Here is a 24,219-nt window from a genome sequence, read left to right as displayed (position 1 = left end):
GCTTTTTTTGTTTCACAATGCTAATTAAGCATTTTCAACCGCTGTACGTGGGTCAACATATTCCATGTTGAAAGCTTCAGCTACTTCTTTATAAGTAACTTGGCCTTTGATCACGTTTAAGCCTTTTAAGAAATGTGCATCATCAAGAAGCGCTTTCTTATAGCCTTTGTTAGCAAGGTTGATGATATACGGTAATGTTGCGTTGTTAAGTGCAAACGTAGAAGTACGTGGTACAGCACCTGGCATGTTAGCAACACAGTAGTGAACAACGTCATCAACGATGTAAGTAGGATCTGCGTGAGTTGTTGCTTTAGAAGTAGCGATACAACCACCTTGGTCGATCGCAACGTCAACGATAGCAGAACCAGGCTTCATTGCTTTGATGTGCTCAGCTGTCACTAGTTTAGGCGCTGCTGCACCTGGGATTAGTACGCCACCGATCACAAGATCAGCTTCTAATACGTGTTTTTCTAACGCATCAGCAGTAGAGTAAATAGCTTTAACTTTGTTACCGAACTGTGCGTCTAATGCACGTAATACGTCGATGTTACGGTCAAGAACAACAACGTCAGCACCCAGGCCAACTGCCATTTGCGCTGCGCTACGACCAACCATGCCGCCACCGATAACAACAACTTTTGCTGGCTCAACACCAGGTACACCACCCAGTAACATACCACGGCCGTGGTTTGATTTTTCAAGCGCTTGTGCACCAGCTTGGATAGACATACGACCAGCAACTTCACTCATAGGAGCAAGAAGAGGTAAACCGCCACGAGCGTCAGTTACAGTTTCGTAAGCGATACAGATTGCGCCGCTTTTAACTAGGTCTTCAGTTTGTGGAAGATCCGGTGCTAAGTGAAGGTAAGTAAATAGAATTTGGTCTTCGCGTAACATTGCACGCTCAACAGCTTGAGGCTCTTTTACTTTAACGATCATTTCAGCTTTAGCAAAAACGTCAGCAGCGGTTGGTAAAATTTCAGCACCAGCTGCAACATAATCTTCGTTAGTGAAGCCAATGCCCATACCTGCATCAGTTTCAACAAACACTTGGTGGCCATGGTTTACTAGTTCACGAACACTCGCAGGAACCATACCTACACGGTATTCATGGTTTTTAATTTCTTTAGGTACACCAATAATCATAGTTTTTCGCCTTAATAGAACGGGATAAAATTTTTGACTATTATATTCATGACATGCCAGTGTGTCTCACCTTTTTTAAGTTGGATTCTAGTGATATAATCTAAAAAATTAATTTTAACAGTTTAAAACTCTGGTTTGTCTTATGCACCAATTACTCGACCGAATTGACCGTAAAATTTTAATGGAATTACAGCTCGATGGTCGGATCTCTAACGTAGAGCTGGCAAGGCGTGTAGGCCTAAGTGCAACACCCTGTTTAGAGCGGGTAAAAAAGCTCGAAAGGGAAGGGTACATACTCGGTTATAAAGCCGTGGTAGATCCAGCAAAACTCGGGCAAGGATTGTCGGTTTATGTGGAAGTGACTATCACTAAAACATCACCCGATGTATTTGAAGAATTTAACGCTGCAGTTAAAAAGCACGATGAAATTATTGAATGCCATTTAGTATCAGGTAATTTCGACTTTCTATTAAAAACGCGGGTAAACGACATGTCGGAATATCGAAATGTTTTAGGGGATATTCTACTAAAACTTCCTAATGTCAGTGAAAGCCGAACCTATGTGGTAATGGAAGAAGTAAAAGGTGAGCAAGGGGTCATTATTCGCCCATATATTGCCTAAACTGTTAAAATACACATTGAGTAACAAAAACTTGTTCATTATCAGTCCATCAAGGTTAAGATAAAGTGCATCAAACGGCATTTCCTGCTAAGGTATTTCACTGCTAATCGATGAGTAAAGAATAATAAGGAATAGGGAGCTATGCGCCTAAATGGTGTTCAAAGACTGTTAGAAACGGGGCTAATTATTAGTACCTTTGCAGCAGTATTTATTTTATGTGCATTAATCAGTTTTGATCCAGCCGATCCTTCTTGGTCGCAAACCGGTGAATTTGTTAATGTTAAGAATATTACCGGCACCGCAGGTGCATGGATTGCGGATATCCTTTTGCTTAGTTTTGGCTGGCTAGCTTATCTTGTGCCGGTAGCCATTCAGCTGTTTGGCTATTTACTGTTTAAACAACCTCATCGTATTTTACAGCTTGACTACACCACGCTTGCTCTAAGAGTCATTGGCTTTGCGTTATTCATTACCTCAGCCACGGCAATTAGTAGCATCAATTTTGATGACATATATAATTTTTCATCGGGCGGGGTAGTAGGTGATGTGATTGCCACAGCCATGATGCCTACTTTTAATTTCACTGGCACCTCTATTTTATTGTTGTGTTTCTTTTTTGCAGGTCTAACGCTACTAACAGGAGTTTCTTGGGTTCAGTTTGTAGACTTTGTTGGTAAGTGGGTGATGAAAATATTCTACTTCTTACGCGCGCAGTTTTCTGCATGGTTAAATCGCGAAAGAGAAGCGGTTAAACCAACGTCAGCCGAGCCAGACGCTAACTTTGAACAGCAAGATAGCAACCCAGCTATAGGTTTCGATGACATAGACGAGCCAGCAACAAAGCCATCACAAACACAGAAAAAACAGCCAAGCAGTAGTGATGATGAATTTGAAGGTTTTGATGAGCTTGACGATATTCTTGACCAAGAAATTGGCTTTAGTGCGCTTGATGACGAATCATTCGATACTGTATCGGCACTTAATGCGCTTGATCAAAGCCCGGTCGTTGAGCCAGAAAAACCTGTAACAACGGTTGTATCGCCCGCGCGACCAATGCCAAAGGCAAAACCTGCGTACCAGCCACCGCCAACGGCAAAAGAAAAGTTTGAAGCCTTACTAGATGAGCAACCGCCTGCTAACCCATTACCATCGCTAGATTTACTCGATCGCCCAGATAAAGCGAAAAATCCATTATCACAAGAAGAGCTCGATGGTATCTCACGTTTAGTTGAAACCAAACTACTTGATTTTAATATTCAAGCTGCGGTTGTGGGTGTGTACCCAGGTCCGGTTGTAACTCGCTTTGAGCTTGATTTAGCGCCGGGTATCAAAGTAGCCAAAATCACCGGCCTTGCTAAAGATTTAGCGCGTTCACTGTCTGCTGTGAGTGTTCGTGTTGTAGAGGTTATTCCGGGTAAAACCTATGTTGGTTTAGAGCTACCTAACAAACATCGTGAAATCGTGCGTTTAAGTGAAGTTATTAACGCACCTAAATTCGAATCAAACCCATCACCACTGACTATGGTGTTAGGCAAAGACATTGCTGGTGAGCCAGTATGTGCTGACCTTGGCAAAATGCCGCATTTACTCGTTGCAGGTACCACAGGTTCAGGTAAGTCAGTGGGCGTTAATGTAATGATATTAAGCTTACTGTACAAATCGGGCCCTGATGATGTTCGTATGATCATGATTGACCCGAAAATGCTTGAACTTTCGGTGTACGAAGGCATCCCACATTTATTATGTGAAGTTGTTACCGACATGAAAGAAGCAGCCAACGCTTTACGTTGGTGTGTAGGCGAAATGGAACGTCGTTATAAGCTAATGTCGGCGCTTGGGGTGCGTAACTTAAAAGGTTACAACCAAAAAGTGCTTGATGCGAAAGAAGCGGGTCACCCTATTTTAGACCCACTTTTTAAAGACACAGATGGCATGGCCGATGGCCCTGAAGAGCTTGGTAAATTGCCAAGTATTGTGGTGGTGATAGACGAATTTGCCGACATGATGATGATCGTGGGTAAAAAAGTGGAAGAGCTGATTGCTCGTATTGCACAAAAAGCTCGTGCTGCAGGTATTCATTTAGTGCTAGCAACACAGCGCCCATCGGTTGACGTTATTACAGGTTTAATTAAAGCGAATATTCCAACCCGTATGGCGTTCCAAGTTTCAAGTAAAATTGACTCGCGTACCATTTTAGATCAGCAAGGTGCCGAAAACTTACTGGGTATGGGTGACATGCTTTACTTACCGCCGGGTACCAGTGTGCCAGTGCGTGTACATGGCGCGTTTGTCGACGACCACGAAGTTCACGCGGTTGTAGATGATTGGAAAAAACGTGGTAAACCAAATTATATAGATGAAATTTTAAGTGGTGATGCCACAGAAGAAATTTTACTACCTGGAGAAACCAGTGAAGACGGTGATGAAGAGTCAGATCCGCTTTACGATGAAGCAGTATCATTTGTAATTGAAACCGGCAAAGTCTCGGTATCGAGTGTGCAGCGTAAGCTTCGCGTAGGTTATAACCGCGCAGCACGCTTAGTTGAACAAATGGAAACATCAGGCATTGTTAGCGCACCGGGTCATAACGGTGCCCGCGAAGTCTTAGTGCCAAATGGTGGAGCAAATTAATGAAAAAAATTAAATACCTAGCCCTAATTATGGGCTGTTTATTAAGCGGTCAAAGTTTTGCAGACGACAGCGAAGCGTTGCAACAACAACTGGCTGCGATTAAAAGTTTTAAAGCACAGTTTTCGCAACAAGTGACCGATTCTCAAGGTGAAGCTATCATGCAAGGTGAGGGGAACATTGCCCTTCAGCAGCCTATGATGATCCGCTGGCAACAACAAAGCCCAGATGACACCTTGTTTGTATCAAATGGCGACAAAACTTATTACTTCGACAGCTTTGCTGAACAAGTAACCATTATGAATACCCACAGCCTAATTGATTCAACACCGTTTGTATTGTTGACCTCAAAAGATCCTGAGCAGTGGGCAAAATACCAAGTTGTGGCAACAGAGGCAGGCTTTAGTGTCACGCCAAACAAAGGCGTTGAGAGCCAAGTTGAAAAGTTAGATATTAGCTTTAATGCTAAAGAGCAAGGTCTTGCATCACTAACTGTATTAGACACCTCAGGTCAGCAATCTTTATTTACCTTTAAAGATGCCAAAGTAAACGAAGCGCTTGCAGCTCAAACATTTGAATTCACCATTCCTGAGGGCGTGGAAGTTGACGACCAAAGCCAAGGTGATTAAGGCTTGAGTAACCTCGGATTTAATTTTGGCCCTGATGTGCGCCCACTCGCGGCGCGCATGCGACCAGAAACACTGAATGACTACATAGGTCAGCAGCACCTATTGAGCCCCGACAAACCTCTTTACCAAGCGATTCTTGCAGGACGATGCCACAGCCTTATTTTGTGGGGGCCGCCTGGCGTTGGTAAAACTACCTTAGCGCAAATTATTGCTAACCATGCCGATGCAAGCCTTATACAAATGTCGGCTGTTACAGCAGGCGTGAAGGATATTCGTGAGGCAGTAAGCGAAGCGAAAGCAAACCTTGCTGGGCGAGGACAACGCACTTTATTATTTGTAGACGAAGTGCACCGATTTAATAAATCTCAGCAAGATGCATTCTTACCACATATCGAAGATGGCACCTTTATTTTTGTTGGCGCAACCACCGAAAACCCATCATTTGCACTCAATAACGCGATATTGTCTCGTGCCCGTGTGTATGTTTTAAAAGCGCTTGAGCAAACCGATTTATTTACCGTGATTGAGCGCGCCTTGCGTGAAGACGTAGAGCTTAGCCAAAAACACATTGAAATTGCCGATAACGCCAAACTGGCGCTTTGCCAAGCAAGTGATGGCGATGCACGTAAAGTACTTAACTTGTTAGAACAAGCGGTTGATTTAACCACGGAGCAACAGGGCAAATACCTAGTTGATCAACATGTTTTAAGCCAAGTACTGCCAACTCACTTAGCCAAATACGACAAAGGTGGCGATGAGTTTTACGACTTGATTTCAGCCTTCCATAAGTCAGTACGAGGAAGTTCACCTGATGGCGCTCTATATTGGTACTGCCGTATTTTGGCAGGTGGCGGTGACCCACTTTATGTAGCTAGGCGCTTATTAGCGATTGCTACAGAAGATATTGGCAATGCCGACCCGCGAGCAATGGAAGTCGCACTCAATGCGTGGGATATTTTTCAACGTGTTGGCCCAAGTGAAGGTGAGCGCGCTATTGCACAAGCCACCATTTATTTAGCCAGTGCTCCGAAAAGTAACGCTGTGTATATGGCGTTTAATCAAGCGCTGCAAGACGCTAAAAATGAGCCGAGTTATCCTGTGCCTGAGCATTTACGCAATGCACCAACAAGTTTAATGAAAGATTTAGGTTATGGCGCTGAATATCGTTATGCTCACAATGAAGAAGGTGCATTCGCGGCTGGCGAAAAGTACTTCCCTGAAGCAATTAATGATCGCCAGTATTACTTCCCAACCGAACGTGGACTTGAACAAAAAATCAAACAAAAGCTGGACTATTTAACTCAGCGCAACGAGCAAAGTGATATTAAACGTTATGAATAGTTTGAAACTTTACATGATGATTGCGCTAGGTGGTGCATCGGGAGCATGTTTACGCTATTTTCTTAGCGAAACCATGCTAAAACTGCTGGGTAGGGGATTCCCTTTTGGCACGTTGACAGTTAATATTCTTGGTTCATTGTTAATGGGCATTTTGTACGGCTTGATTGAAAAAGAAATAATCGCTGTTAGCCCAGCTAAAACCTTAATTGGTATTGGCTTTTTAGGTGCATTGACCACCTTTTCAACATTCTCAATGGATTCGTTGTTGCTATTGCAACAAGGTCACTTTTTTAAAATGGCCCTCAATATCACCTTAAACGTGGTGGTGTGTATATTTATGGCTTGGCTGGGCCTTCAGCTGGTAATGCAAAAAGGTTAAAAATCGAACATGTTAGATTCTAAATATTTACGTCAAGATATTGAACAAGCGGCTGCACGTTTAGCAACGCGTGGTTTCGAGCTTGATATTGCAGCAGTGACTGCTCTTGAAGAAAAACGCAAAACATTACAAGTAAAAACGCAAGAACTTCAAAGCGAGCGTAATGCAAGTTCCAAAGCTATCGGCCAAGCAAAAGCGAAAGGCGAGCACGAAAAAGCACAACAGCTGCTTGATTCAGTTAGTAATCTTGGCGACCAACTAGACAGCGTTAAAGCAGAGCAAGATGCAGTGTTAGAAGAGCTTAAGCAAATTGCACTTGCTATTCCAAACTTACCTGATGAATCAGTACCTGTTGGTGAAGACGAAGATCAAAACGTTGAGATTTCAACGTGGGGTACGCCTAAGTCTTACGACTTTGAAGTAAAAGATCACGTTGATGTTGGTCAAGATGTTAACGGCCTAGACTTTGAAATGGGCGTTAAAATCAGTGGTGCACGTTTTACCGTTATGCGCGGTCAAGTTGCACGTATGCACCGTGCTCTTACGCAGTTTATGCTTGATACGCACACAGAGCAAAATGGCTATACAGAAATGTATGTGCCTTACCTAGTAAATAGCGCAAGCTTGTACGGCACAAGCCAATTACCTAAGTTTGCTGGTGACTTATTCCACACTTTAGGTTTAGTGGATGACGACGGTCAGCAACAACCAGGTTTCAGCTTAATTCCTACAGCGGAAGTGCCGCTTACTAACAGTGCTCGTGACGAAATTTACGACGAAAGCGACTTACCAATTCGTTTAACAGCACATACACCATGTTTCCGAAGTGAAGCGGGTAGCTATGGCCGTGATACCCGTGGTCTTATTCGTCAGCACCAGTTCGACAAAGTTGAATTAGTACAACTAGTAAAACCTGAAGATTCAATGCAAGCGCTAGAAGAGCTAACAGGTCACGCTGAGCAAATCTTACAAGCATTAGAGCTGCCATACCGTAAAGTGATTTTATGTACAGGTGATATGGGCTTTGGTGCAGCAAAAACTTACGATTTAGAAGTTTGGTTACCTGCACAAAACACCTATCGTGAAATCTCATCATGTTCAAACATGGTTGATTTCCAAGCACGTCGTATGCAAGCGCGTTTCCGTCGTCAAGGCGAGAAAAAACCAGAGCTACTTCACACGCTAAACGGTTCAGGTTTAGCGGTTGGTCGTACCCTTGTAGCAATCTTAGAAAACTACCAACAAGCAGACGGCTCAGTTATCGTGCCAAAAGTATTACGTCCATACATGGGTGGCTTAGAAGTAATTAAATAGGCTTAATTTTTAGTCATTTTATGAAACCGCATTGGGAAACCATGCGGTTTTTTTTATTTTTTGATAATAATTAATTGCGGTAAGCAGTATGTTTAGTAAACTAAAAATAGGTACTATCAGTTTTAAAACTAAATCACATAGTATTTTATTACAATACACGAAGGACTGCTGTTATGAAAAAACTACTCGCCGTAGCATCTGCTGCTTTGTATTTAGCAAGCTCTGTCGCTTTTGCTAAAGATAAGCCCAATATCCTCATAATATTCCCCGATGATGTAGGCTGGCAAAACGTCAGTGCATATGGCCTAGGTACAATGGGTTATAAAACCCCAAATATTGATAAACTTGCCCATGAAGGTGCAATGTTTACCGATCATTATGCACAACCATCATGTACTGCTGGTCGCGCTGCCCTTATTACCGGCCAGTACCCAATCCGTAGTGGCATGACAACTGTTGGCAGACCAGGCGCAGAGCTTGGTTTAAAAGCGGGCTCTTATACCCTTGCTGAGGTTCTTAAAGAGCAAGGTTACGCTACAGGTCAATTTGGTAAAAACCACTTAGGTGATCGCAACGAGCACTTACCAACCGTTCATGGTTTTGATGAATTTTTTGGAAACTTATATCACTTAAATACGCAAGAAGAATTCGAGCAACGTGATTATCCAAAAGACCCTGAATTTTTCAAAAAGTATGGTACGCGAGGTGTTTTACATACTTACGCAACTAATGTAGATGATAAAACGGTTGATCCACGTTTTGGTAAAGTAGGTAAACAAAAAATTGAAGATACCGGCCAGCTTTCTCGCGAACGTATGAAAAACGTAGATAAAGAGTTTATGGCTGCGAGCCTAGATTTTATCAAGCGTGCAAAAAAAGCTGATAAACCTTTCTTTGTTTGGTTTAACCCAAGTCGTATGCACATGTATACGCGTTTAAGTGACGAAAGTCGTTATTTAGCTGAAGAGTACACCACAGAGCATGATTTATACGGCAGTGGCCTAATTGAACATGACCAGCAAGTGGGTGAGTTAATGGCTGCGCTAGATGATATGGGTGTACTTGATAACACTATCGTTATTTACTCAACAGATAATGGCCCTGAGCACAGCGCTCGATTACACGGCGGTACAACACCTTTCCGTGGTGAAAAGATGACAACTTACGAAGGGGCGTACGCGTTCCTATGATTGTTCGTTGGCCAGGTAAAGTCCCTGCAAATACGATACTAACGGGTATTCAATCGCACATGGATATTTACACAACCCTTGCAGCAGCAGCGGGTGAACCAAATATCGCGAAAAAAGCCCTTAAAGAGCATAAGCAACCGATTGATGGTGTAAACAACTTAGATTATTGGTTAGGTAAAACAGACGAAAGTGCGCGTGATAGTTTCCTTTATTATTACGAATCAAGCATCAAGGCTGTGCGTTATAAGCAGTGGAAACTTCATTTCGAAACGAGCGAAAACTATTACGCTCAGTATGAGAAGCAAAAGTTCCCGATCATCTATAACTTACGTATGGACCCGTTTGAAAGCTTTGATGGCTTAACAGACCGTTCAGACATTGTGCAAGCTAAGCAATGGCTAAATGAGCCTGTGCAACATCTACTTGGTGAACACATTAAGTCATTGACTGAATATCCACCACTGCAAAAAGCAGCGAGCTTTGACTTTAGCCAACTGATGGAACAGTTGATGTCTGGTAAGCAGTAACACTCAATAAAACGATTTATTAAGTTGTTAATCTAAATAAATAGCCGCATCGGGAAACCATGCGGCTTTTTTAATTTTATGCAAATGGGCAAAAGATTGTAAAAGCTAAAGTGGATCTAAAACCGAGCAATCAACGTATTCAAAGCATTAAGTTAATAGTGTGAAACATTATGAGTAATAAACAAAAGTCTGTTCCAACATCACGGTTTTCACGCGCTGTTCGGCTTGGCTCTTTAGCTGGTAAAGTCGCAGGTAATATGTTGTTTGAAGGCACAAAAGCATGGGCGGCTGGCAAGCAAACATCACGACAAGAGTTATTGTTACAGCCTAAAAATATTCAGCGCTTTGCCGAACAGCTTGCAAACCTACGTGGGGCTGCAATGAAATTGGGCCAGCTGTTATCTATGGATAGCGGTGAATTACTCACTCCTGAGTTATCTGCAATTTTAGCAAGGCTGCGTGCAGAAGCGACACCTATGCCGCAAAAGCAATTAGTCAAAGTGATGCGAGAGCACTGGGGAGATGCATGGCTAGAACAATTATCACACTTTGAACTTAGGCCATTTGCTGCGGCATCAATAGGGCAAGTGCATATTGCCTACCGTGAATCGGGCGAGAAGTTAGCAGTTAAAGTGCAATACCCAGGTATTGCAAAAGGCATCGCCAGTGATGTTGATAACTTAGCTTACCTTTTGAAGCTCAGTGGCTTATTACCCAAAGAGGTAGAAATACAGCCTCTAATAGACGAAGCCAAACAACAACTTATAAACGAAGCAGACTACAAATTAGAAGCCAAGTATTTAAAACGCTACAGCGAGTGTTTAAAGGGTGATGAAAACTACCTGATTCCCAATATTGTAGATTCGCTGAGCTCTTCTCAAGTATTAGTCATGAGTTTTGTTGAAGGACAAGAGCTAGAAGCACTGGCAAGTGCAGAGCAAACGATACGTAATAAAGCTGCTCAGCAGTTACTAAGTTTATTTTTACAGGAGCTATTTAGCTTTAAATTAGTTCAAACAGATCCAAACTTTGCTAATTATCAATATCAAATCGACAATCAACGCTTAGTACTTTTAGATTTTGGCGCTACCCGCGAACTACCTCAGCATATTAGTGCTGGTTACTTACAGTTATTATCTGCCGCGAATAGTAACGATAGAGCAGGTGTTGCAACAGCAGCACAGCAAATTGGCTATTTTCAACAAGGGCTTGCTCAAGAATATATAGATAATGTCGTTGACATATTTCTCCTCGCCTGCGAGCCACTGCGTCACCAAGGTGAGTATGACTTTGCAAATAGCGACTTACCAAAACGAATCAAAGAGCTCGGCCTAAAAATGAGCACCGCTTCAGAGCATTGGCACGCACCACCCGTAGATGCTCTGTTCGTTCACAGAAAACTAGCGGGCCTGTTTTTAATCGCTGCAAAGCTAGGCTCAAAAGTGAATGTGAACAGTATTTTTAAGGAGTTTAAAGCACAGAGGGATAAATAATAGAGCGGGAGTTTGGGGTTAGAAAAATGGTCGGCATAGCAGGATTTGAACCTGCGACCCCTGACACCCCATGACAGTGCGCTACCAAGCTGCGCTATATGCCGACGTTGCAAGCCATAGTACGGCTTTTTTTATAAAAATCAATATACCTGCGGTTTGTTTGGCTGTTTATTGTCCAGCTCTAATTATAAAGTGATCAGGCTAGCGGTTAATCTAGCCAATCGTTGATCGTTTTGTACATAAAGTCGCGTATTAATGGTTGAGCATCGGCGTTAGGGTGTAAGTTATCGTTTTGCATAAGCTCTGGTCGGCCAGCAATATCGATCATAAAAAATGGCATTAATTCTGAGTTTGTTTCATTGGCAATGGTTTCAAAGCTGTCGGTAAAAAGTTTGGTATAACGAGGGCCATAGTTTGGTGGAATTTGTACTTCCATTACGGCTGTTTTCGCCCCAATTTTTTGGCTTTTTGCAATTAAATCACGTAGGTTAGCTTGTAAGCGCTTGATTGGAAAACCGCGTAAACCGTCATTTCCGCCAAGCTCTATAAGCACGTGCGTAGGTTCAAACTCGGTTAGTAATGCATCGAGTCGTCTTAACGCACCGCCTGTGGTTTCACCGCTAATACTGGCGTTTACTAAGTATACAGATTGGTCTTTTTCATCGTACTTATCTTGTAACAATTTAACCCAGCCTTGCTCTTGTTTAAGGCCATAAGCGGCGCTTAAACTGTCACCTAAAATTAAAATTGTGTTGTCAGCTGCTGCCGTAAGTGGTTTGATTACTAACAGTAAAACGAATATAAAACGTAGGATTGGATGCATCATATGTCAGCGCTTTCTCAATTAAACATTATTCAAGTTAAAGGACTTTCTAAAACGGTCACCACGGTTGAGGGCGACCTCACCATCCTCAGTGACATCAGCTTTAATGTCAAGTCAGGAGATTCGGTTGCGGTAGTGGGCACATCTGGTTCGGGTAAGTCTACTTTATTAAGTTTATTAGCCGGCCTTGACCAATCAACCAATGGCAGTATTCATTTAGATGGTGCTGCATTACACGAATTAGATGAGGAAGCACGTGCTGCACTTCGCGCAGAGAAAGTGGGATTTGTATTTCAATCTTTCATGCTCGTGCAAAGTTTAACAGCTCTAGAAAACGTGATGCTACCGGCTGAACTTGCTGGAAGCAAAAATGCTAAACAACAAGCACTTGAGCTACTTGAAAAAGTAGGGCTAAGTCATCGTGTTGGCCATTACCCGTCGCAATTGTCGGGCGGTGAGCAGCAACGTGTAGCGATAGCTCGTGCATTTATTGGTACACCTAAAATTTTATTTGCCGATGAACCTTCAGCCAACCTTGATAGTAAAAACGGTAAGCTCATTGAGTCGTTATTATTTGAACTTAATCAAGAACACGGTACGACACTTATTTTAGTAACCCATGATGAGCAGCTTGCGCAAAAATGCCAGCAAATATTACATATTGAAGCAGGGCAATTAGTAACAGTAAAAGAAAGCGAAGGAGTGCAAGCGAATGTGGGCTAAATTAGCACTAAAACTGTTTTCACGTGAGTTTAAGCGCGGTGAGTTAACAGTGATCAGTGCAGCCATAGCTTTAGCTGTACTGACTGTTTTAACTTTATCTATGGTTACTGACCGTATCGGTCAAAGTATTGAGCAAAAAAGCAGTGCCTTTATTGCTGCAGATCGTGTCTTAGCAAGTAACCATGCTTTACCTGCTGAGTTTTTAGATAAAGCCGCCCAAGATAACATTCGCACCGCAAAAATAACCTATTTCGATACCATGCTATTTGCTGGTGACGAAATGCAGTTGGGTTCGGTTAAAGCGGTATCAAACACTTATCCATTAAAAGGCGAGCTAAAGATAAAATCTAGCTTAACTGCTGAGCCTCAGGTAACTGAAGACATTCCAGCTCGCGGTGAAGTTTGGCTCAGTGAGTCGGTGTTCTATGCGCTTAATATTAAAGTTGGCGATAAAGTAGAGTTAGGAGCCGCCACTTTTGTTGCCAGTCATGTTGTAGCTGAAGAGCCCGATGCACCGTTTAATGTGTTTTCTAGTAGCCAACGTATTTTAATTAACGAAGACGATATTGCAAAAACTCAGGTTATTCAGCCGGGTAGTCGAGTGTTTTACCGCCAGTTGTATGCTGGGGACGAAAGCGATCTCGAAAATTTTTATAGCTGGTTAAAACCTCAAATGAAAGAAAACCAGCGTTGGTATGGCGTTAAAGACCGTCAATCGCCTATTTCTAATAGCTTAAACCGCGCCGAAAGCTACTTATTATTAGCAGGCTTACTTGGCATTATATTAGCTGCTGTGGCTATCGCGGTATCGGCAAAGCGCTATTGTGAACGCCAATACGACCCTGTTGCCATGATGAAAACACTCGGCGGTAGCCGCGCTATGATCCGTAAAATATATCTACTTCATTTGAGCCTTGTTTGTTCAATGTCAGTGCTCGTTGGTTTGCTGATTGGTTATGGATTGCAAGCCATTGCAACAGATTATCTAGCACAAAGCATGGGCTCAGTACTTCCTAGTGCATCGGCTAAACCGTGGATTATTGCAATTAGCACAGGTTTAATTTGTGCAATTATGTTCTCGATTAAACCATTACTCGATTTATTTGATATTCCGCCGCTGCGCGTACTGCGTCGTAACTTAGGCGATCGTTTATTGGTCAGTAAAATACACCTTGCTATGTCTGCACTTACCGTGTTTTTACTGATGTGGTTATTTAGTAATAATATTAAAATAAGCGCTATTTTGTTTCTCTCTACAGCGTTTTTAATTGCTGTGTTGTTTGGTTTATCAAAGGTTATATTTGGTGGCGGTCGAAAGCTCGGTTTAAGCCCTGGTAATAGCTGGTCTTTGGCGATTGCGTCTATCCAAAAACGCGCCAATGTGAATGCTGTGCAATTGATTAGTTTTGCTTTGGCTATCAAACTGTTGCTGTTTTTAATTGTACTTAAAAATGACATGATCTCTGACTGGCAATCGCAATTGCCGGTTGATGCGCCCAATTCATTTTTAGTGAATATAACAGAGCAAGAACTAGAGCCAATTACGAGCTTTTTAGCAGAGCGTGATATGCCAACCTCTGACTTTTACCCGGTTGTCCGTGGCCGCGTAAACGCCGTTAATGGCGAGTTGGTAGCTCGTGAAGTCTCACAAGAAGACAATGAAAAGAAAGATGAAGAAGCCCGTTCCGGTATTGGTCGTGAGCTAAACCTAACTTGGCGTGAAGATTTACCAAGTCAAAATGAGCTTATTGACGGCACATGGTTCACAAAAGATTCTGTCGCTGAAGCTTCAGTTGAAGAGTCTATGCTTGAACGCCTTGATGTTAAATTAGGTGACACATTAACCTTTTTGATTGGTGCACAATCGTTTGATGCCAAAATCACCAGTGTGCGCAAGGTTAATTGGACAACATTAAAGCCGAACTTCTTTATTATTCTAAGTCCTGATGTATTGGCGAGTTTCCCTGCTACTTATATTTCATCGGTAAATGTAAAAGCAGATAAAAAGCGCGAGTTTAATGAGCTAATGCGCCAGTACCCAACGGTTAATGTGATTGATGTTGAAAGCTTTATAAAGCAAATCCGCTCAACCATAGAGCAAGTATCGTTAGCGATAGGGTTTGTGTTGGCAATTGTTGTTGCCTGTGGTGCTCTAGTGCTTATTTCACAGGTACAAGCAAGTTTAGGCGAGCGTATGCAAGAGATTGTTATTTTGCGAACCTTAGGTGCTAAAGGGCGCTTAATTAAAAATGCCACCTTATATGAGTTTTTACTATTAGGGGTCACAGCAGGCTTAGTCGCTGCCATTGTTAGTGATGTTGCATTATTAATAGTACAAAGGCAGATGTTTGAATTAGCAGGCAAACTGCATCCGCATATTTGGTTAATTGGCCCTGCGGTAGGGGGCTTATTTGTGGCATGTTTGGGTTATTTAATGATAGCCAGAACAATGCGCAAAAATACTCAAGGCTTATTGCGCTCGTTGGCATAAGAGAAAGCTGTGTGAAAAATGCTCGCAATTGCGGGCATTTTTATGAATTGCAATTGGTTACTGGTAATTTATACAGTGCTCTGGCATTATTAACTGCAGATAATAATGATAATAGACGGGTCAGTTAGTTGGCGATTATTTTAGGAATTGATCCTGGTTCACGATTAACAGGGTATGGTGTGATTGCCCATCAAGGTGCAAAGTTTACCTATTTAGGAAGTGGTTGCATTAAATTAGCCGACCACGATTTTCCGGTGCGCTTAAAAATGATTTACCAAGGTATTAGCCAGTTGGTAGAACAATTCTCTCCAGATAGCTTTGCTATCGAAAAAGTGTTCATGGCACATAATCCAGACTCGGCACTTAAACTAGGCCAAGCCCGAGGTGCAGCAATTGTTGGTGCTTCAATGGCTGAGCTGCCAGTTTATGAGTATTCGGCACGACAAATTAAGCAAGCAGTTGTGGGTAATGGTGGAGCCGATAAGTCGCAAGTACAGCATATGGTTAAAAACATATTAAAATTACCGGGCACTCCGCAAGCCGATGCTGCTGATGCCTTGGCTATTGCTATTTGTCATGCTCACTCAGAACAAAATTTAATAAAACTTGCGGGAAGCGCTAGCAAAACCGTAAGAGGAAGATTAAGGAAGTAATATGATTGGTCGATTAAATGGCTTACTAGTTGAAAAACAGCCACCAGAAATTCTTATTGAAGTAAGTGGTGTAGGCTACGAAGTACAAATGCCAATGACCTGTTTTTATGATTTACCGGCAGTGGGTGAACAAGCGATTATTTATACCCACTTTGTAGTTCGTGAAGATGCCCAGCTATTATTTGGTTTTAACAATAAAACCGAACGCGCTTTATTTAGAGAGCTATTAAAAGCCAATGGTGTTGGCCCTAAACTTGGCCTTGCCATTTTATCGGGAATGTCGGCGCAGCAATTTGTAACGTGTGTAAATAATGAAGATGCGACCACTTTGGTTAAACTGCCGGGGGTTGGTAAAAAAACCGCTGAGCGTTTAGTGCTTGAAATGAAAGACAGATTTAAAAATTGGGGTAATGACTTATTTACGCCATTTAGCGATAATGCGGTTATTGAGCCTGCAAGTAATAATACACTTGTGGCAAATAATGCTGCCGATGATGCTGTTTCAGCGCTTGAAGCGTTAGGTTACAAATTACCGCAAGCACAAAAAGCGGTTAAAGCAGTTAATAAACCAGATATGACGACCGAGGTTCTAATTAAAGAAGCTCTAAAATCAATGTTGTGAGTAAACCATGATTGAAGCAGATCGCTTAATTGATGCATCTGAGCAAAGTAACGAAGACAGTGTTGACCGTGCTATACGGCCAAAGCTTCTTAACGATTACACAGGCCAGCCGCATGTTAAGCAACAAATGGAAATTTTTATTGAGGCCGCACGGCACCGTGGTGAAGCACTCGATCACTTATTAATATTCGGTCCTCCGGGTCTTGGTAAAACGACTCTTGCTAACATTGTTGCTAACGAGCTTAACGTAAATATTAAAACGACGTCTGGCCCTGTACTCGAAAAGGCAGGGGACCTTGCTGCACTTTTAACAAACCTTGAAGAAGGTGATGTACTTTTTATTGATGAAATACATCGGCTAAGTCCACAAGTTGAAGAGATTTTATATCCGGCGATGGAAGATTATCAGCTGGATATTATGATTGGTGAAGGCCCTGCAGCGCGCTCAATAAAACTCGACTTACCGCCATTTACATTAATAGGCGCAACAACACGGGCAGGATCACTTACCTCACCGCTAAGAGACCGTTTTGGTATTGTACAGCGCTTAGAGTTTTATTCTGTTGAAGACTTATCAAAAATTGTTGCTCGCTCTGCCAGCTTTTTAAATTTAACCATGTGTGATGAAGGCGCGGCAGAAATAGCCAAGCGCTCGCGTGGTACCCCTCGTATTGCAAATCGTTTGTTGCGCCGTGTGCGTGATTACACCCAAGTACGCTCAGACGGTAAAGTAAATGCTTCGGTGGCTGAGCAAGCACTCGATATGATTGATGTTGATAAAAGTGGCTTTGATTATATGGACCGTAAATACTTGCTTGCTATTATCGAAAAATTTATGGGTGGCCCAGTTGGTCTTGATAACCTCGCTGCTGCCATAGGCGAAGAAAAAGAAACCATAGAAGATGTAATAGAGCCTTTTTTAATACAGCAAGGTTTTATTCAACGCACTCCACGCGGACGACTTGTCTCGGATATTGCCTACCTTCACTTTGGTTTAACACCCGATAAATAATCAAACCTAAAGCTTAGTTACAAGCTTTTTATTTATAAGTTTCGAGCAGCTCAAAAGGGCTGCTTTTTTAATTTAGGTAACTTGGTTTTATTTATTAGCAAGATAGGTTTTACCGCTTACCGCTTACCGCTTACCGCTTACCGCTTACCGCTTACCGCTTACCGCTTAGTATCATTTTAACATCTGTAATTCACATGCTGTTAAGTTAGCTGTAGGTATTCTCGTTGACGTTTGCTCAGGCAAAAAAAAGCCCGCATAAGGATGCGGGCAAACAACAAGTTGAAGGAAGTAATCTTGGAAACTATGGTCAATTTGAACGAGGTTTTATCCTGTGCAAATTAACCTGGAGCAATACGAAACATCATAATGCAAAAAACTGAGCTTAATGAAAGACTCTTTCATGAGGTTGCTAGCTCGGTATAGGTAAATAATACGCAATGAAGGATTTTTCTTCAAACTAGAAAAATTTTATTTTCAGATAAAAAAAACTAATGTGAGTGAAAATTTAATTTGTGTGCTTTTTGTTCACTTTTTGGTGTTTTTATATTTAAGCTCATGAATAAAGTGGGTTTTAAAAATTTTATGAACTTCATTCAGGATTAGTTTAAGTATTCTGTAGTAGATTTGCAAAACTGCTTTTGGGTGTTTATGCGTGTTTTTTGAATAAAAGCGCTATTTTTTGAGGTTTTATTAGCTTTTTAGGATTTTTGTAATGACTTTTTATTAAGGTAAAAATATGCACAAAAAGACGAGTGAAACTTAATATGACTAAAAAATAGCTAAGCAATTTGCTTTTTACCGTTAATTGCCGCTAATTCACAGCAAGAGCGTTGTCAGTTTATAACTGACTATATACACTAGGCACAACTTTTGGCCTCATTTATGGTCAAACAGTGCGCATGTAAAAAATATAACAAATTATATAGAAATCTATTTTAGGAGTTTAACGTGGGATCAGGGCTTAACTTTTTAGATCTTATTCTAGAAGCCAGTGTACTTGTCCAGCTAGTAATGTTGGCATTAGTCGGTATGTCGGTAATGTCATGGGCAATTATTTTTCAACGTAAAAAAGCGATTTCTGATGCACTTAATGGCGCAAAGCGTTTTGAGCAAAAGTTTTGGTCAGGCGTTGATTTAAGTAAACTATATAATGAAGTGTCAGCCCGTCCTGGAGGCGCTTCTGGTGTTGAGGCACTTTTCGTCGCAGGTTTTAAAGAATTTGCTCGCCATAAGAAAAATTCAATTCAAAGCGCAAGTATTGTGATGGAAGGAACGCATCGTTCTATGCGCGTTGCTTTGTCTCGCGAAGTAGAAAAACTAGAATCAAGTCTTTCATTTTTAGCAACAGTAGGTTCAATTAGCCCATATATCGGCCTATTTGGTACGGTGTGGGGTATCATGAATGCGTTTATCGCGTTAGGCGAAGTTAAGCAAGCTACGTTACAAATGGTTGCACCGGGTATTGCAGAAGCACTCATCGCTACAGCGATGGGCTTATTTGCGGCAATTCCAGCTGTTATCGCTTACAACCGTTTTGCAAACAAAGTAGAAAAGCTTGAAAGTAATTACATTAACTTCATGGAAGAGTTTGCTAATATTTTACACCGCCAAGCAGCTACACAAATAGAGGCTAAAGCGAATGTATCAGCGTAAGAAACGTCGCCCTGTAGGGGAGATAAACGTAGTACCTTACATTGATGTAATGTTAGTACTGCTAATCATATTTATGGCAACAGCACCACTTATCACCCATGGTGTAAAAGTCGACTTACCGAAAATGGAAGAGTCTGATCTTGTTGATACCAAAGATACACCACCGATCATTGCTTCAATTGATGCCGAAGGTAAATATTATGTCAGTATTGGTACTGACCCTGAAGCGCCGATGGAGGCCCTTGATGTGGCGGCGGTTATAAAGCTACAGCTGCAGAAAAATCCAGATACTCCGGTTATGATTAAAGGCTCTGGCCGTGTTTCTTATCAAGAAGTATTGCTATTAATGGACTTTTTGAAAAACGCGGGTGTTCCGTCTGTTGGTTTAATGACTGAATCATTCGAGGAGTAGTATGCGTGCATCAATAATAAAATCGGTTATTTTGCACCTTGCTATCGTTGGTTTTTTAGTAGCGAGTGCAAACTTTCATATGCCAGCTCCTAAAGTCATGGAAGTAAACCTTAATCCAGCGTTACCTGCACCAGAAAAAGCAGTGTCTGCTGTTACCGTTGATCAACAACAGGTTGAGCAGAAAATTGCAGAGCTTAAAAAGCAAGAAGAAGCAAAAAAACAAGCCGAAGCTAAACGTATTCAAGAGCTAGAGCGTCGAGCTAATGAAGCGCGTAAGCAAAGAGAAGCTGAAGACCGTCGTCTTAAAAAGCTAGAGCAACAGCGTCGTGCTAAGGAAAAAGAAAAAGCAGAAGCTGAAGCACAAGCGAAAAAAGCACGCGAAATTCAAGAGAAAGAACGTGCAAAAGCCAAACAAGCTGAAAAGCAAAAGCAAGAGGCTGAAGCTGCAGCAAAAGCAGCCGCTGATAAACGTAAAGCTGAAGAAGAAGCGTTAAAGAAAGCAGAAGAAGAGCGTAAGCGTAAAGCAGCTGAAGCAGAAGCTGAGCGTAAACGTAAAGCTGAAGAAGCTGAACGTAAGCGTCAACAAGCTTTACAAGAACAAATGCTGCAAGAACAGTTAGCAGCAGAGCAAGCTGCACGTAACAAGGTACGTCAACAACAAGTTCTAGGCGAAGTTGAAAAATACAAAGCGTTAATAATGGCACGCATTCAGCAAAACTTCTTAAAAGATGAGAAGATGAAAGGCAAAGAGTGTCGCCTTAATATACGTCTTGGTTTTAATGGCCTTGTGACTCAAGTAAAATCGCTTGGTGGTGATACCTTAGTGTGTGAAGCTGCAATGCGCGCAGTGCGTATGGCAGATACATTACCAGTATCACCTGATCGTGACGTATTTGAGCAACTAAAAAATATAAACTTAACCATAGCACCTAAATTTTAAAGGAATGATATGTTTAACCAGATAAAAACTGCGTTTTTTATTGTATTACTGGGCTTTCATGGCATTGCCAGTGCTGCCTTAGAAATTGTAATTACCGATGGTATCGATGGCGCTCGCCCAATTGCGGTTGTGCCTTTTAAATATCAAGGTGTTGGTCCTATCCCTGAAGAATTAAATAAAGTGATTGCAGCTGATTTAATGCGCAGTGGTAAGTTTAAGCCAATCGATGTAACAAACATGCCGCAGTTACCGGGCAAAGATGCTGATGTTGACTATGGCGCATGGGTTAACCAAGGCGTTGAGGCTGTGCTTGTTGGTCAAGTAGAGCAACAGCCAGGTGGCCGCTACCTTGTAAAATATGAACTTATTGATGTTATTCGTGGGCAAATCACCGGCGGACAAACAAAAATGATGGCTAATGGCAAATTAATGCAAAGCCAAGATCATATTTTAGACGCCCGTGAAAGTGTGATTTCTGAAACCGGTTTTCGCCGTTATGCACACCGCATTAGTGATGTGGTTTACGAAGCACTAACTGGCGAAAAAGGCGCATTTTTAACAAAAATTGCTTACGTTATCGTGCGTGATGATGAGCCAAAACCTTATCAGCTCGTTGTTGCAGATTACGACGGTTATAATGAACAAGTTCTACTTCGCTCTAAAGAACCTCTTATGTCACCAGCGTGGTCACCAGATGGGACTAAACTTGCGTATGTAACTTTTGAGAATCGTCAAAGCCAAATTTACATCCAAGATCTTTACACTGGTAAGCGCGAGTTAATCACAAGCCATCAAGGTATCAATGGTGCACCACAGTTTTCACCAGATGGTAAAAAGCTACTTTTAGTACTTTCGAAAGACCGCAATGGTGCAACCGAAGTATACCTTTTAGACCTTGCTACGCGTAAAGAAACACGCCTAACAAATCACCGCAGCATCGATACAGAGCCTTCTTGGTTCCCAAATGGTGAAGATATTGTGTTTACGTCTGAAAGGGGTGGTAATGCCCAGATTTATAAGTTAAATTTAAAAACAGGCAGAGCTAAAAGAATGACGTTTGATGGTGATATGAATTTAGCAGGTTCTATTTCACCTGACGGAAAAGAATTAGTGATGGTGAATCGAACAAACGGTCGATACCATCTTGCTAAAAAAGAGCTAGCTACTGGTGCGTTCCAAGTGTTAACGAGAACACGCCTAGATGAATCGCCAAGTATCGCGCCAAACGGTTCGATGATTATCTATAGCACGCTTCATAATAATAAACAGGTATTAGCGTTAGTTTCTATGGATGGTCGCTTTAAAGCACGTTTGCCTGTACTAGACGGACAAGTTAAGGCACCGGCTTGGTCGCCTTATTTACAGTAATTTTACTGGTTTACTCAATATAGGAATCAATTAAATGCAACTTAATAAAACTTTAAAAGGCCTGCTAATTGCTGTGCCAGTGATGACATTAGCAGCATGTAGCTCTTCTTCTGATCTTGATGAAGGTGCTGCAAACCAATCTAACCAAGGTATGGTTGAGCAATCAAACAACAATGATACAGTTGAAGTTGCAACACTTACTCCAGAGCAGCAAGCTGAAGAAGCACTTCGTCAAAAATACGAAGCGTTACGTCAAGAGCAAATCATTTACTTCGGTTTTGATAATGCAAAAATTCAAAGCAAATATGCTGAGCTTTTACAAGCACACGCTGAATTCTTAGTACAAAACCCATCAGTTAAAGTACTAATCGAAGGTCACGCAGATGAGCGCGGTACACCTGAGTACAACATCGCGTTAGGTGAGCACCGTGGTCAAGCAGTAGAAAAATATTTACAAAGCTTAGGTGTTTCTGCTAGCCAAATGTCAGTAGTGAGCTATGGTGAAGAAAAGCCAATGGTTAAGTCTCGCACTGAAGAAGCGTTCGCGAAAAACCGTCGCGCAGTATTAGTTTACTAATAAAGAGTCATTATGAAGCCGAAAATTATTTTGGCAGCAATGATCTTAAGCGGGAGCACCCAGTTATGGGCTGCTCCCGCTCCTGTTTCAGAAGCTGCAAGCTCACAATCGAGCATTGAGAAGCGTTTAGTCGCGTTAGAAAACATGATGAAGTCACGTAATTTATTACAAGCTGAGCTTCAGCAGCAGCTTAATATATTACAAGACGAAGTAAGCCAAGTTCGTGGTATTACGGAAGAGCAAAGCTATAAGCTTGAAAAAGTACTTCAGCGCCAACGCGAGTTGTACCAAGAAATCGAGAACCGTGTAAGCCAAGCATATAGCCAACCTGCTACGCCAGCTCAACCTACAAACAGCTATACCGATGTAGGGGCTACGCAAGCGATTAGTTCAGACTTATCAGAAAACGAGGCTTATGAGCGCGCTGTAGCGTTAATCATGAAAGATAAACGTTATGAGCAAGCGATTCCTGAGTTTCAAACATTCTTAACGACTTATCCTAATTCAGTATATGCATCTAATGCACATTATTGGTTAGGTCAGTTGTTAACAATACAAAATGATCAAGCGGGTGCGACTGAACACTTTAAAAAAGTAGTCAATGAGTATCCTAATTCTAACAAGCGCCCAGATGCGATGCTAAAGTTAGGAAACTTATTAGCTGATCAAGGTTTAAGCGAGCAAGCACTTAAAACCTTTAATGATTTAATTAATCAGTACCCAAGTACGACTGCTGCAAAATTAGCCACAGAACGTCTGTCGCAAATGTAGATTTGACCTGATTAGACTGCTTTTTGACTTAAGCGGTCTAAAATTAGGCATCTAGACATAAAAACTTAAAAAAAGAGATATTTTCTGTTGCACTCAGCATTTAAATAAGTATTATAAGCGCCCGCAGCAGGCGATTGGTAACAACAGCCGAATTGCGGAAAAAAGAGCGGGTCATTAGCTCAGTTGGTAGAGCAGTGGACTTTTAATCCATTGGTCGATGGTTCAAGTCCATCATGACCCACCATTCTATTAGAATGGTAATCTTTAATCGACGGATTTACGTATAGCTTTTATAAGCATCAGAGCGGGTCATTAGCTCAGTTGGTAGAGCAGTGGACTTTTAATCCATTGGTCGATGGTTCAAGTCCATCATGACCCACCATTCTTTGAATGGTTCTATATCGGCGGATTTACGTAGCTTTTAATAAGCAGCAGAGCGGGTCATTAGCTCAGTTGGTAGAGCAGTGGACTTTTAATCCATTGGTCGATGGTTCAAGTCCATCATGACCCACCATTCTTTGAATGGTCATATCGGCGGATTTACGCACTAATATACCAGAGCGGGTCATTAGCTCAGTTGGTAGAGCAGTGGACTTTTAATCCATTGGTCGATGGTTCAAGTCCATCATGACCCACCATTTTATGGTATTATTCAAATCGGCGGATATACGCAGCTTTCATTAAGCGACAGAGCGGGTCATTAGCTCAGTTGGTAGAGCAGTGGACTTTTAATCCATTGGTCGATGGTTCAAGTCCATCATGACCCACCAGTCTTCGAATGGTCTTATATCGGCGGATTTACGCACTAAATACCAGAGCGGGTCATTAGCTCAGTTGGTAGAGCAGGGGACTTTTAATCCATTGGTCGATGGTTCAAGTCCATCATGACCCACCATTTTAAATGG

22 protein-coding genes and 7 tRNA genes are annotated in these 24,219 nt (G+C 41.9%); 26 read left to right on the top strand and 3 right to left on the bottom strand.

The genetic code is table 11. The features are described 5' to 3' along the window. Positions 1-24: 24 nt before the first annotated feature. Positions 25-1,146, bottom strand: coding sequence for an alanine dehydrogenase (ald, locus tag L1264_RS06860; RefSeq protein ID WP_135925100.1), 1,122 nt, complete (start codon positions 1,144-1,146; stop codon positions 25-27). A 142-nt stretch (positions 1,147-1,288) separates the two neighbouring features. Between ald and lrp the strand changes: the two genes are divergently transcribed. The 9 genes from lrp to L1264_RS06815 all read left to right on the top strand — a co-directional run bounded on the left by lrp (position 1,289) and on the right by L1264_RS06815 (position 11,269). Further along, a complete protein-coding gene (lrp, locus tag L1264_RS06855; RefSeq protein WP_063704651.1) occupies positions 1,289-1,768 on the top strand; it encodes a leucine-responsive transcriptional regulator Lrp in 480 nt (159 codons plus the stop codon). 141 nt (positions 1,769-1,909) lie between these two features. After that, complete coding sequence (locus L1264_RS06850; RefSeq protein ID WP_199526703.1) at positions 1,910-4,399, top strand: DNA translocase FtsK; 2,490 nt, start codon at positions 1,910-1,912, stop codon at positions 4,397-4,399. Continuing rightward, on the top strand, positions 4,399-5,025 hold the full coding sequence (lolA, locus tag L1264_RS06845; RefSeq protein WP_138557372.1) for an outer membrane lipoprotein chaperone LolA: 627 nt from the start codon (positions 4,399-4,401) through the stop codon (positions 5,023-5,025). Before L1264_RS06850 ends, lolA begins: the two co-directional genes overlap by 1 nt. A gap of 3 nt (positions 5,026-5,028) precedes the next feature. Beyond that, positions 5,029-6,366, top strand: coding sequence for a replication-associated recombination protein A (locus L1264_RS06840; RefSeq protein WP_199526702.1), 1,338 nt, complete (start codon positions 5,029-5,031; stop codon positions 6,364-6,366). Then, positions 6,359-6,745, top strand: a complete 387-nt coding sequence (gene crcB, locus L1264_RS06835; protein WP_074989576.1) for a fluoride efflux transporter CrcB — start codon at positions 6,359-6,361, stop codon at positions 6,743-6,745. The genes L1264_RS06840 and crcB overlap by 8 nt, the downstream gene beginning before the upstream one ends. A gap of 9 nt (positions 6,746-6,754) precedes the next feature. Continuing rightward, positions 6,755-8,059: a serine--tRNA ligase gene (gene serS, locus L1264_RS06830; RefSeq protein ID WP_135925091.1), complete on the top strand. Its 1,305-nt coding sequence runs from the start codon at positions 6,755-6,757 to the stop codon at positions 8,057-8,059. Between the two features lie 173 nt (positions 8,060-8,232). Continuing rightward, positions 8,233-9,249, top strand: coding sequence for a sulfatase-like hydrolase/transferase (locus tag L1264_RS06825; RefSeq protein ID WP_235403835.1), 1,017 nt, complete (start codon positions 8,233-8,235; stop codon positions 9,247-9,249). Continuing rightward, positions 9,246-9,776, top strand: coding sequence for a hypothetical protein (locus L1264_RS06820; RefSeq protein ID WP_235403834.1), 531 nt, complete (start codon positions 9,246-9,248; stop codon positions 9,774-9,776). Before L1264_RS06825 ends, L1264_RS06820 begins: the two co-directional genes overlap by 4 nt. A gap of 170 nt (positions 9,777-9,946) precedes the next feature. Continuing rightward, positions 9,947-11,269 (top strand): ABC1 kinase family protein, encoded by a 1,323-nt coding sequence (locus L1264_RS06815; protein ID WP_199527565.1) that lies wholly within the window; start codon positions 9,947-9,949, stop codon positions 11,267-11,269. Between the two features lie 27 nt (positions 11,270-11,296). On the opposite strand, the gene L1264_RS06810 is transcribed toward L1264_RS06815, so the two are convergent. Then, positions 11,297-11,373: transfer RNA gene (locus L1264_RS06810), tRNA-Pro, on the bottom strand. Positions 11,374-11,477: 104 nt separating this feature from the next. Beyond that, positions 11,478-12,095, bottom strand: coding sequence for an arylesterase (locus L1264_RS06805; RefSeq protein WP_235403833.1), 618 nt, complete (start codon positions 12,093-12,095; stop codon positions 11,478-11,480). On the opposite strand from L1264_RS06805, the gene L1264_RS06800 reads away from it, so the two are divergent. The 17 genes from L1264_RS06800 to L1264_RS06720 all read left to right on the top strand — a co-directional run bounded on the left by L1264_RS06800 (position 12,096) and on the right by L1264_RS06720 (position 24,209). Beyond that, complete coding sequence (locus tag L1264_RS06800) at positions 12,096-12,815, top strand: ABC transporter ATP-binding protein (protein WP_135925082.1); 720 nt, start codon at positions 12,096-12,098, stop codon at positions 12,813-12,815. Beyond that, a complete protein-coding gene (locus L1264_RS06795; protein ID WP_199527563.1) occupies positions 12,805-15,306 on the top strand; it encodes an ABC transporter permease in 2,502 nt (833 codons plus the stop codon). Before L1264_RS06800 ends, L1264_RS06795 begins: the two co-directional genes overlap by 11 nt. Before the next feature lie 128 nt (positions 15,307-15,434). Continuing rightward, positions 15,435-15,959 (top strand): crossover junction endodeoxyribonuclease RuvC, encoded by a 525-nt coding sequence (ruvC, locus tag L1264_RS06790; protein ID WP_054561285.1) that lies wholly within the window; start codon positions 15,435-15,437, stop codon positions 15,957-15,959. 1 nt (position 15,960) lies between these two features. After that, the gene (gene ruvA / locus L1264_RS06785) at positions 15,961-16,581 is read left to right on the top strand and encodes a Holliday junction branch migration protein RuvA (protein ID WP_199527562.1); all 621 of its coding nucleotides are present in this window, start codon (positions 15,961-15,963) and stop codon (positions 16,579-16,581) included. A 7-nt stretch (positions 16,582-16,588) separates the two neighbouring features. Further along, positions 16,589-17,593, top strand: coding sequence for a Holliday junction branch migration DNA helicase RuvB (gene ruvB, locus L1264_RS06780; RefSeq protein ID WP_135925074.1), 1,005 nt, complete (start codon positions 16,589-16,591; stop codon positions 17,591-17,593). Between the two features lie 948 nt (positions 17,594-18,541). Continuing rightward, positions 18,542-19,246 (top strand): protein TolQ, encoded by a 705-nt coding sequence (gene tolQ / locus L1264_RS06775; RefSeq protein ID WP_199527561.1) that lies wholly within the window; start codon positions 18,542-18,544, stop codon positions 19,244-19,246. Beyond that, on the top strand, positions 19,233-19,658 hold the full coding sequence (gene tolR / locus L1264_RS06770; protein WP_135925068.1) for a protein TolR: 426 nt from the start codon (positions 19,233-19,235) through the stop codon (positions 19,656-19,658). The genes tolQ and tolR overlap by 14 nt, the downstream gene beginning before the upstream one ends. A gap of 1 nt (position 19,659) precedes the next feature. Continuing rightward, positions 19,660-20,598 carry a cell envelope integrity protein TolA gene (gene tolA / locus L1264_RS06765; RefSeq protein ID WP_135925066.1) on the top strand — a complete coding sequence of 313 codons (939 nt, stop codon included), beginning with the start codon at positions 19,660-19,662 and terminating at the stop codon, positions 20,596-20,598. A gap of 9 nt (positions 20,599-20,607) precedes the next feature. Next, on the top strand, positions 20,608-21,966 hold the full coding sequence (tolB, locus tag L1264_RS06760) for a Tol-Pal system beta propeller repeat protein TolB (RefSeq protein WP_199527560.1): 1,359 nt from the start codon (positions 20,608-20,610) through the stop codon (positions 21,964-21,966). A 34-nt stretch (positions 21,967-22,000) separates the two neighbouring features. Next, on the top strand, positions 22,001-22,543 hold the full coding sequence (pal, locus tag L1264_RS06755; protein ID WP_135925061.1) for a peptidoglycan-associated lipoprotein Pal: 543 nt from the start codon (positions 22,001-22,003) through the stop codon (positions 22,541-22,543). Positions 22,544-22,555: 12 nt separating this feature from the next. Further along, positions 22,556-23,314 (top strand): tol-pal system protein YbgF, encoded by a 759-nt coding sequence (gene ybgF, locus L1264_RS06750; RefSeq protein WP_135925058.1) that lies wholly within the window; start codon positions 22,556-22,558, stop codon positions 23,312-23,314. 168 nt (positions 23,315-23,482) lie between these two features. Continuing rightward, positions 23,483-23,558: transfer RNA gene (locus L1264_RS06745), tRNA-Lys, on the top strand. A 62-nt stretch (positions 23,559-23,620) separates the two neighbouring features. Beyond that, positions 23,621-23,696 (top strand) — tRNA-Lys (locus L1264_RS06740). Between the two features lie 56 nt (positions 23,697-23,752). Next, positions 23,753-23,828, top strand: a tRNA-Lys gene (locus L1264_RS06735). Between the two features lie 48 nt (positions 23,829-23,876). Then, a tRNA-Lys gene (locus L1264_RS06730) sits at positions 23,877-23,952 on the top strand. Between the two features lie 56 nt (positions 23,953-24,008). Further along, positions 24,009-24,084: transfer RNA gene (locus L1264_RS06725), tRNA-Lys, on the top strand. Between the two features lie 49 nt (positions 24,085-24,133). Then, positions 24,134-24,209, top strand: a tRNA-Lys gene (locus L1264_RS06720). Positions 24,210-24,219: the final 10 nt, after the last annotated feature.

The sequence above is a fragment of the Pseudoalteromonas sp. APAL1 genome, assembly GCF_021532475.1.
GTDB lineage: Bacteria > Pseudomonadota > Gammaproteobacteria > Enterobacterales > Alteromonadaceae > Pseudoalteromonas > Pseudoalteromonas lipolytica_C.
This window is presented reverse-complemented; position numbering and strand designations above follow the sequence as displayed.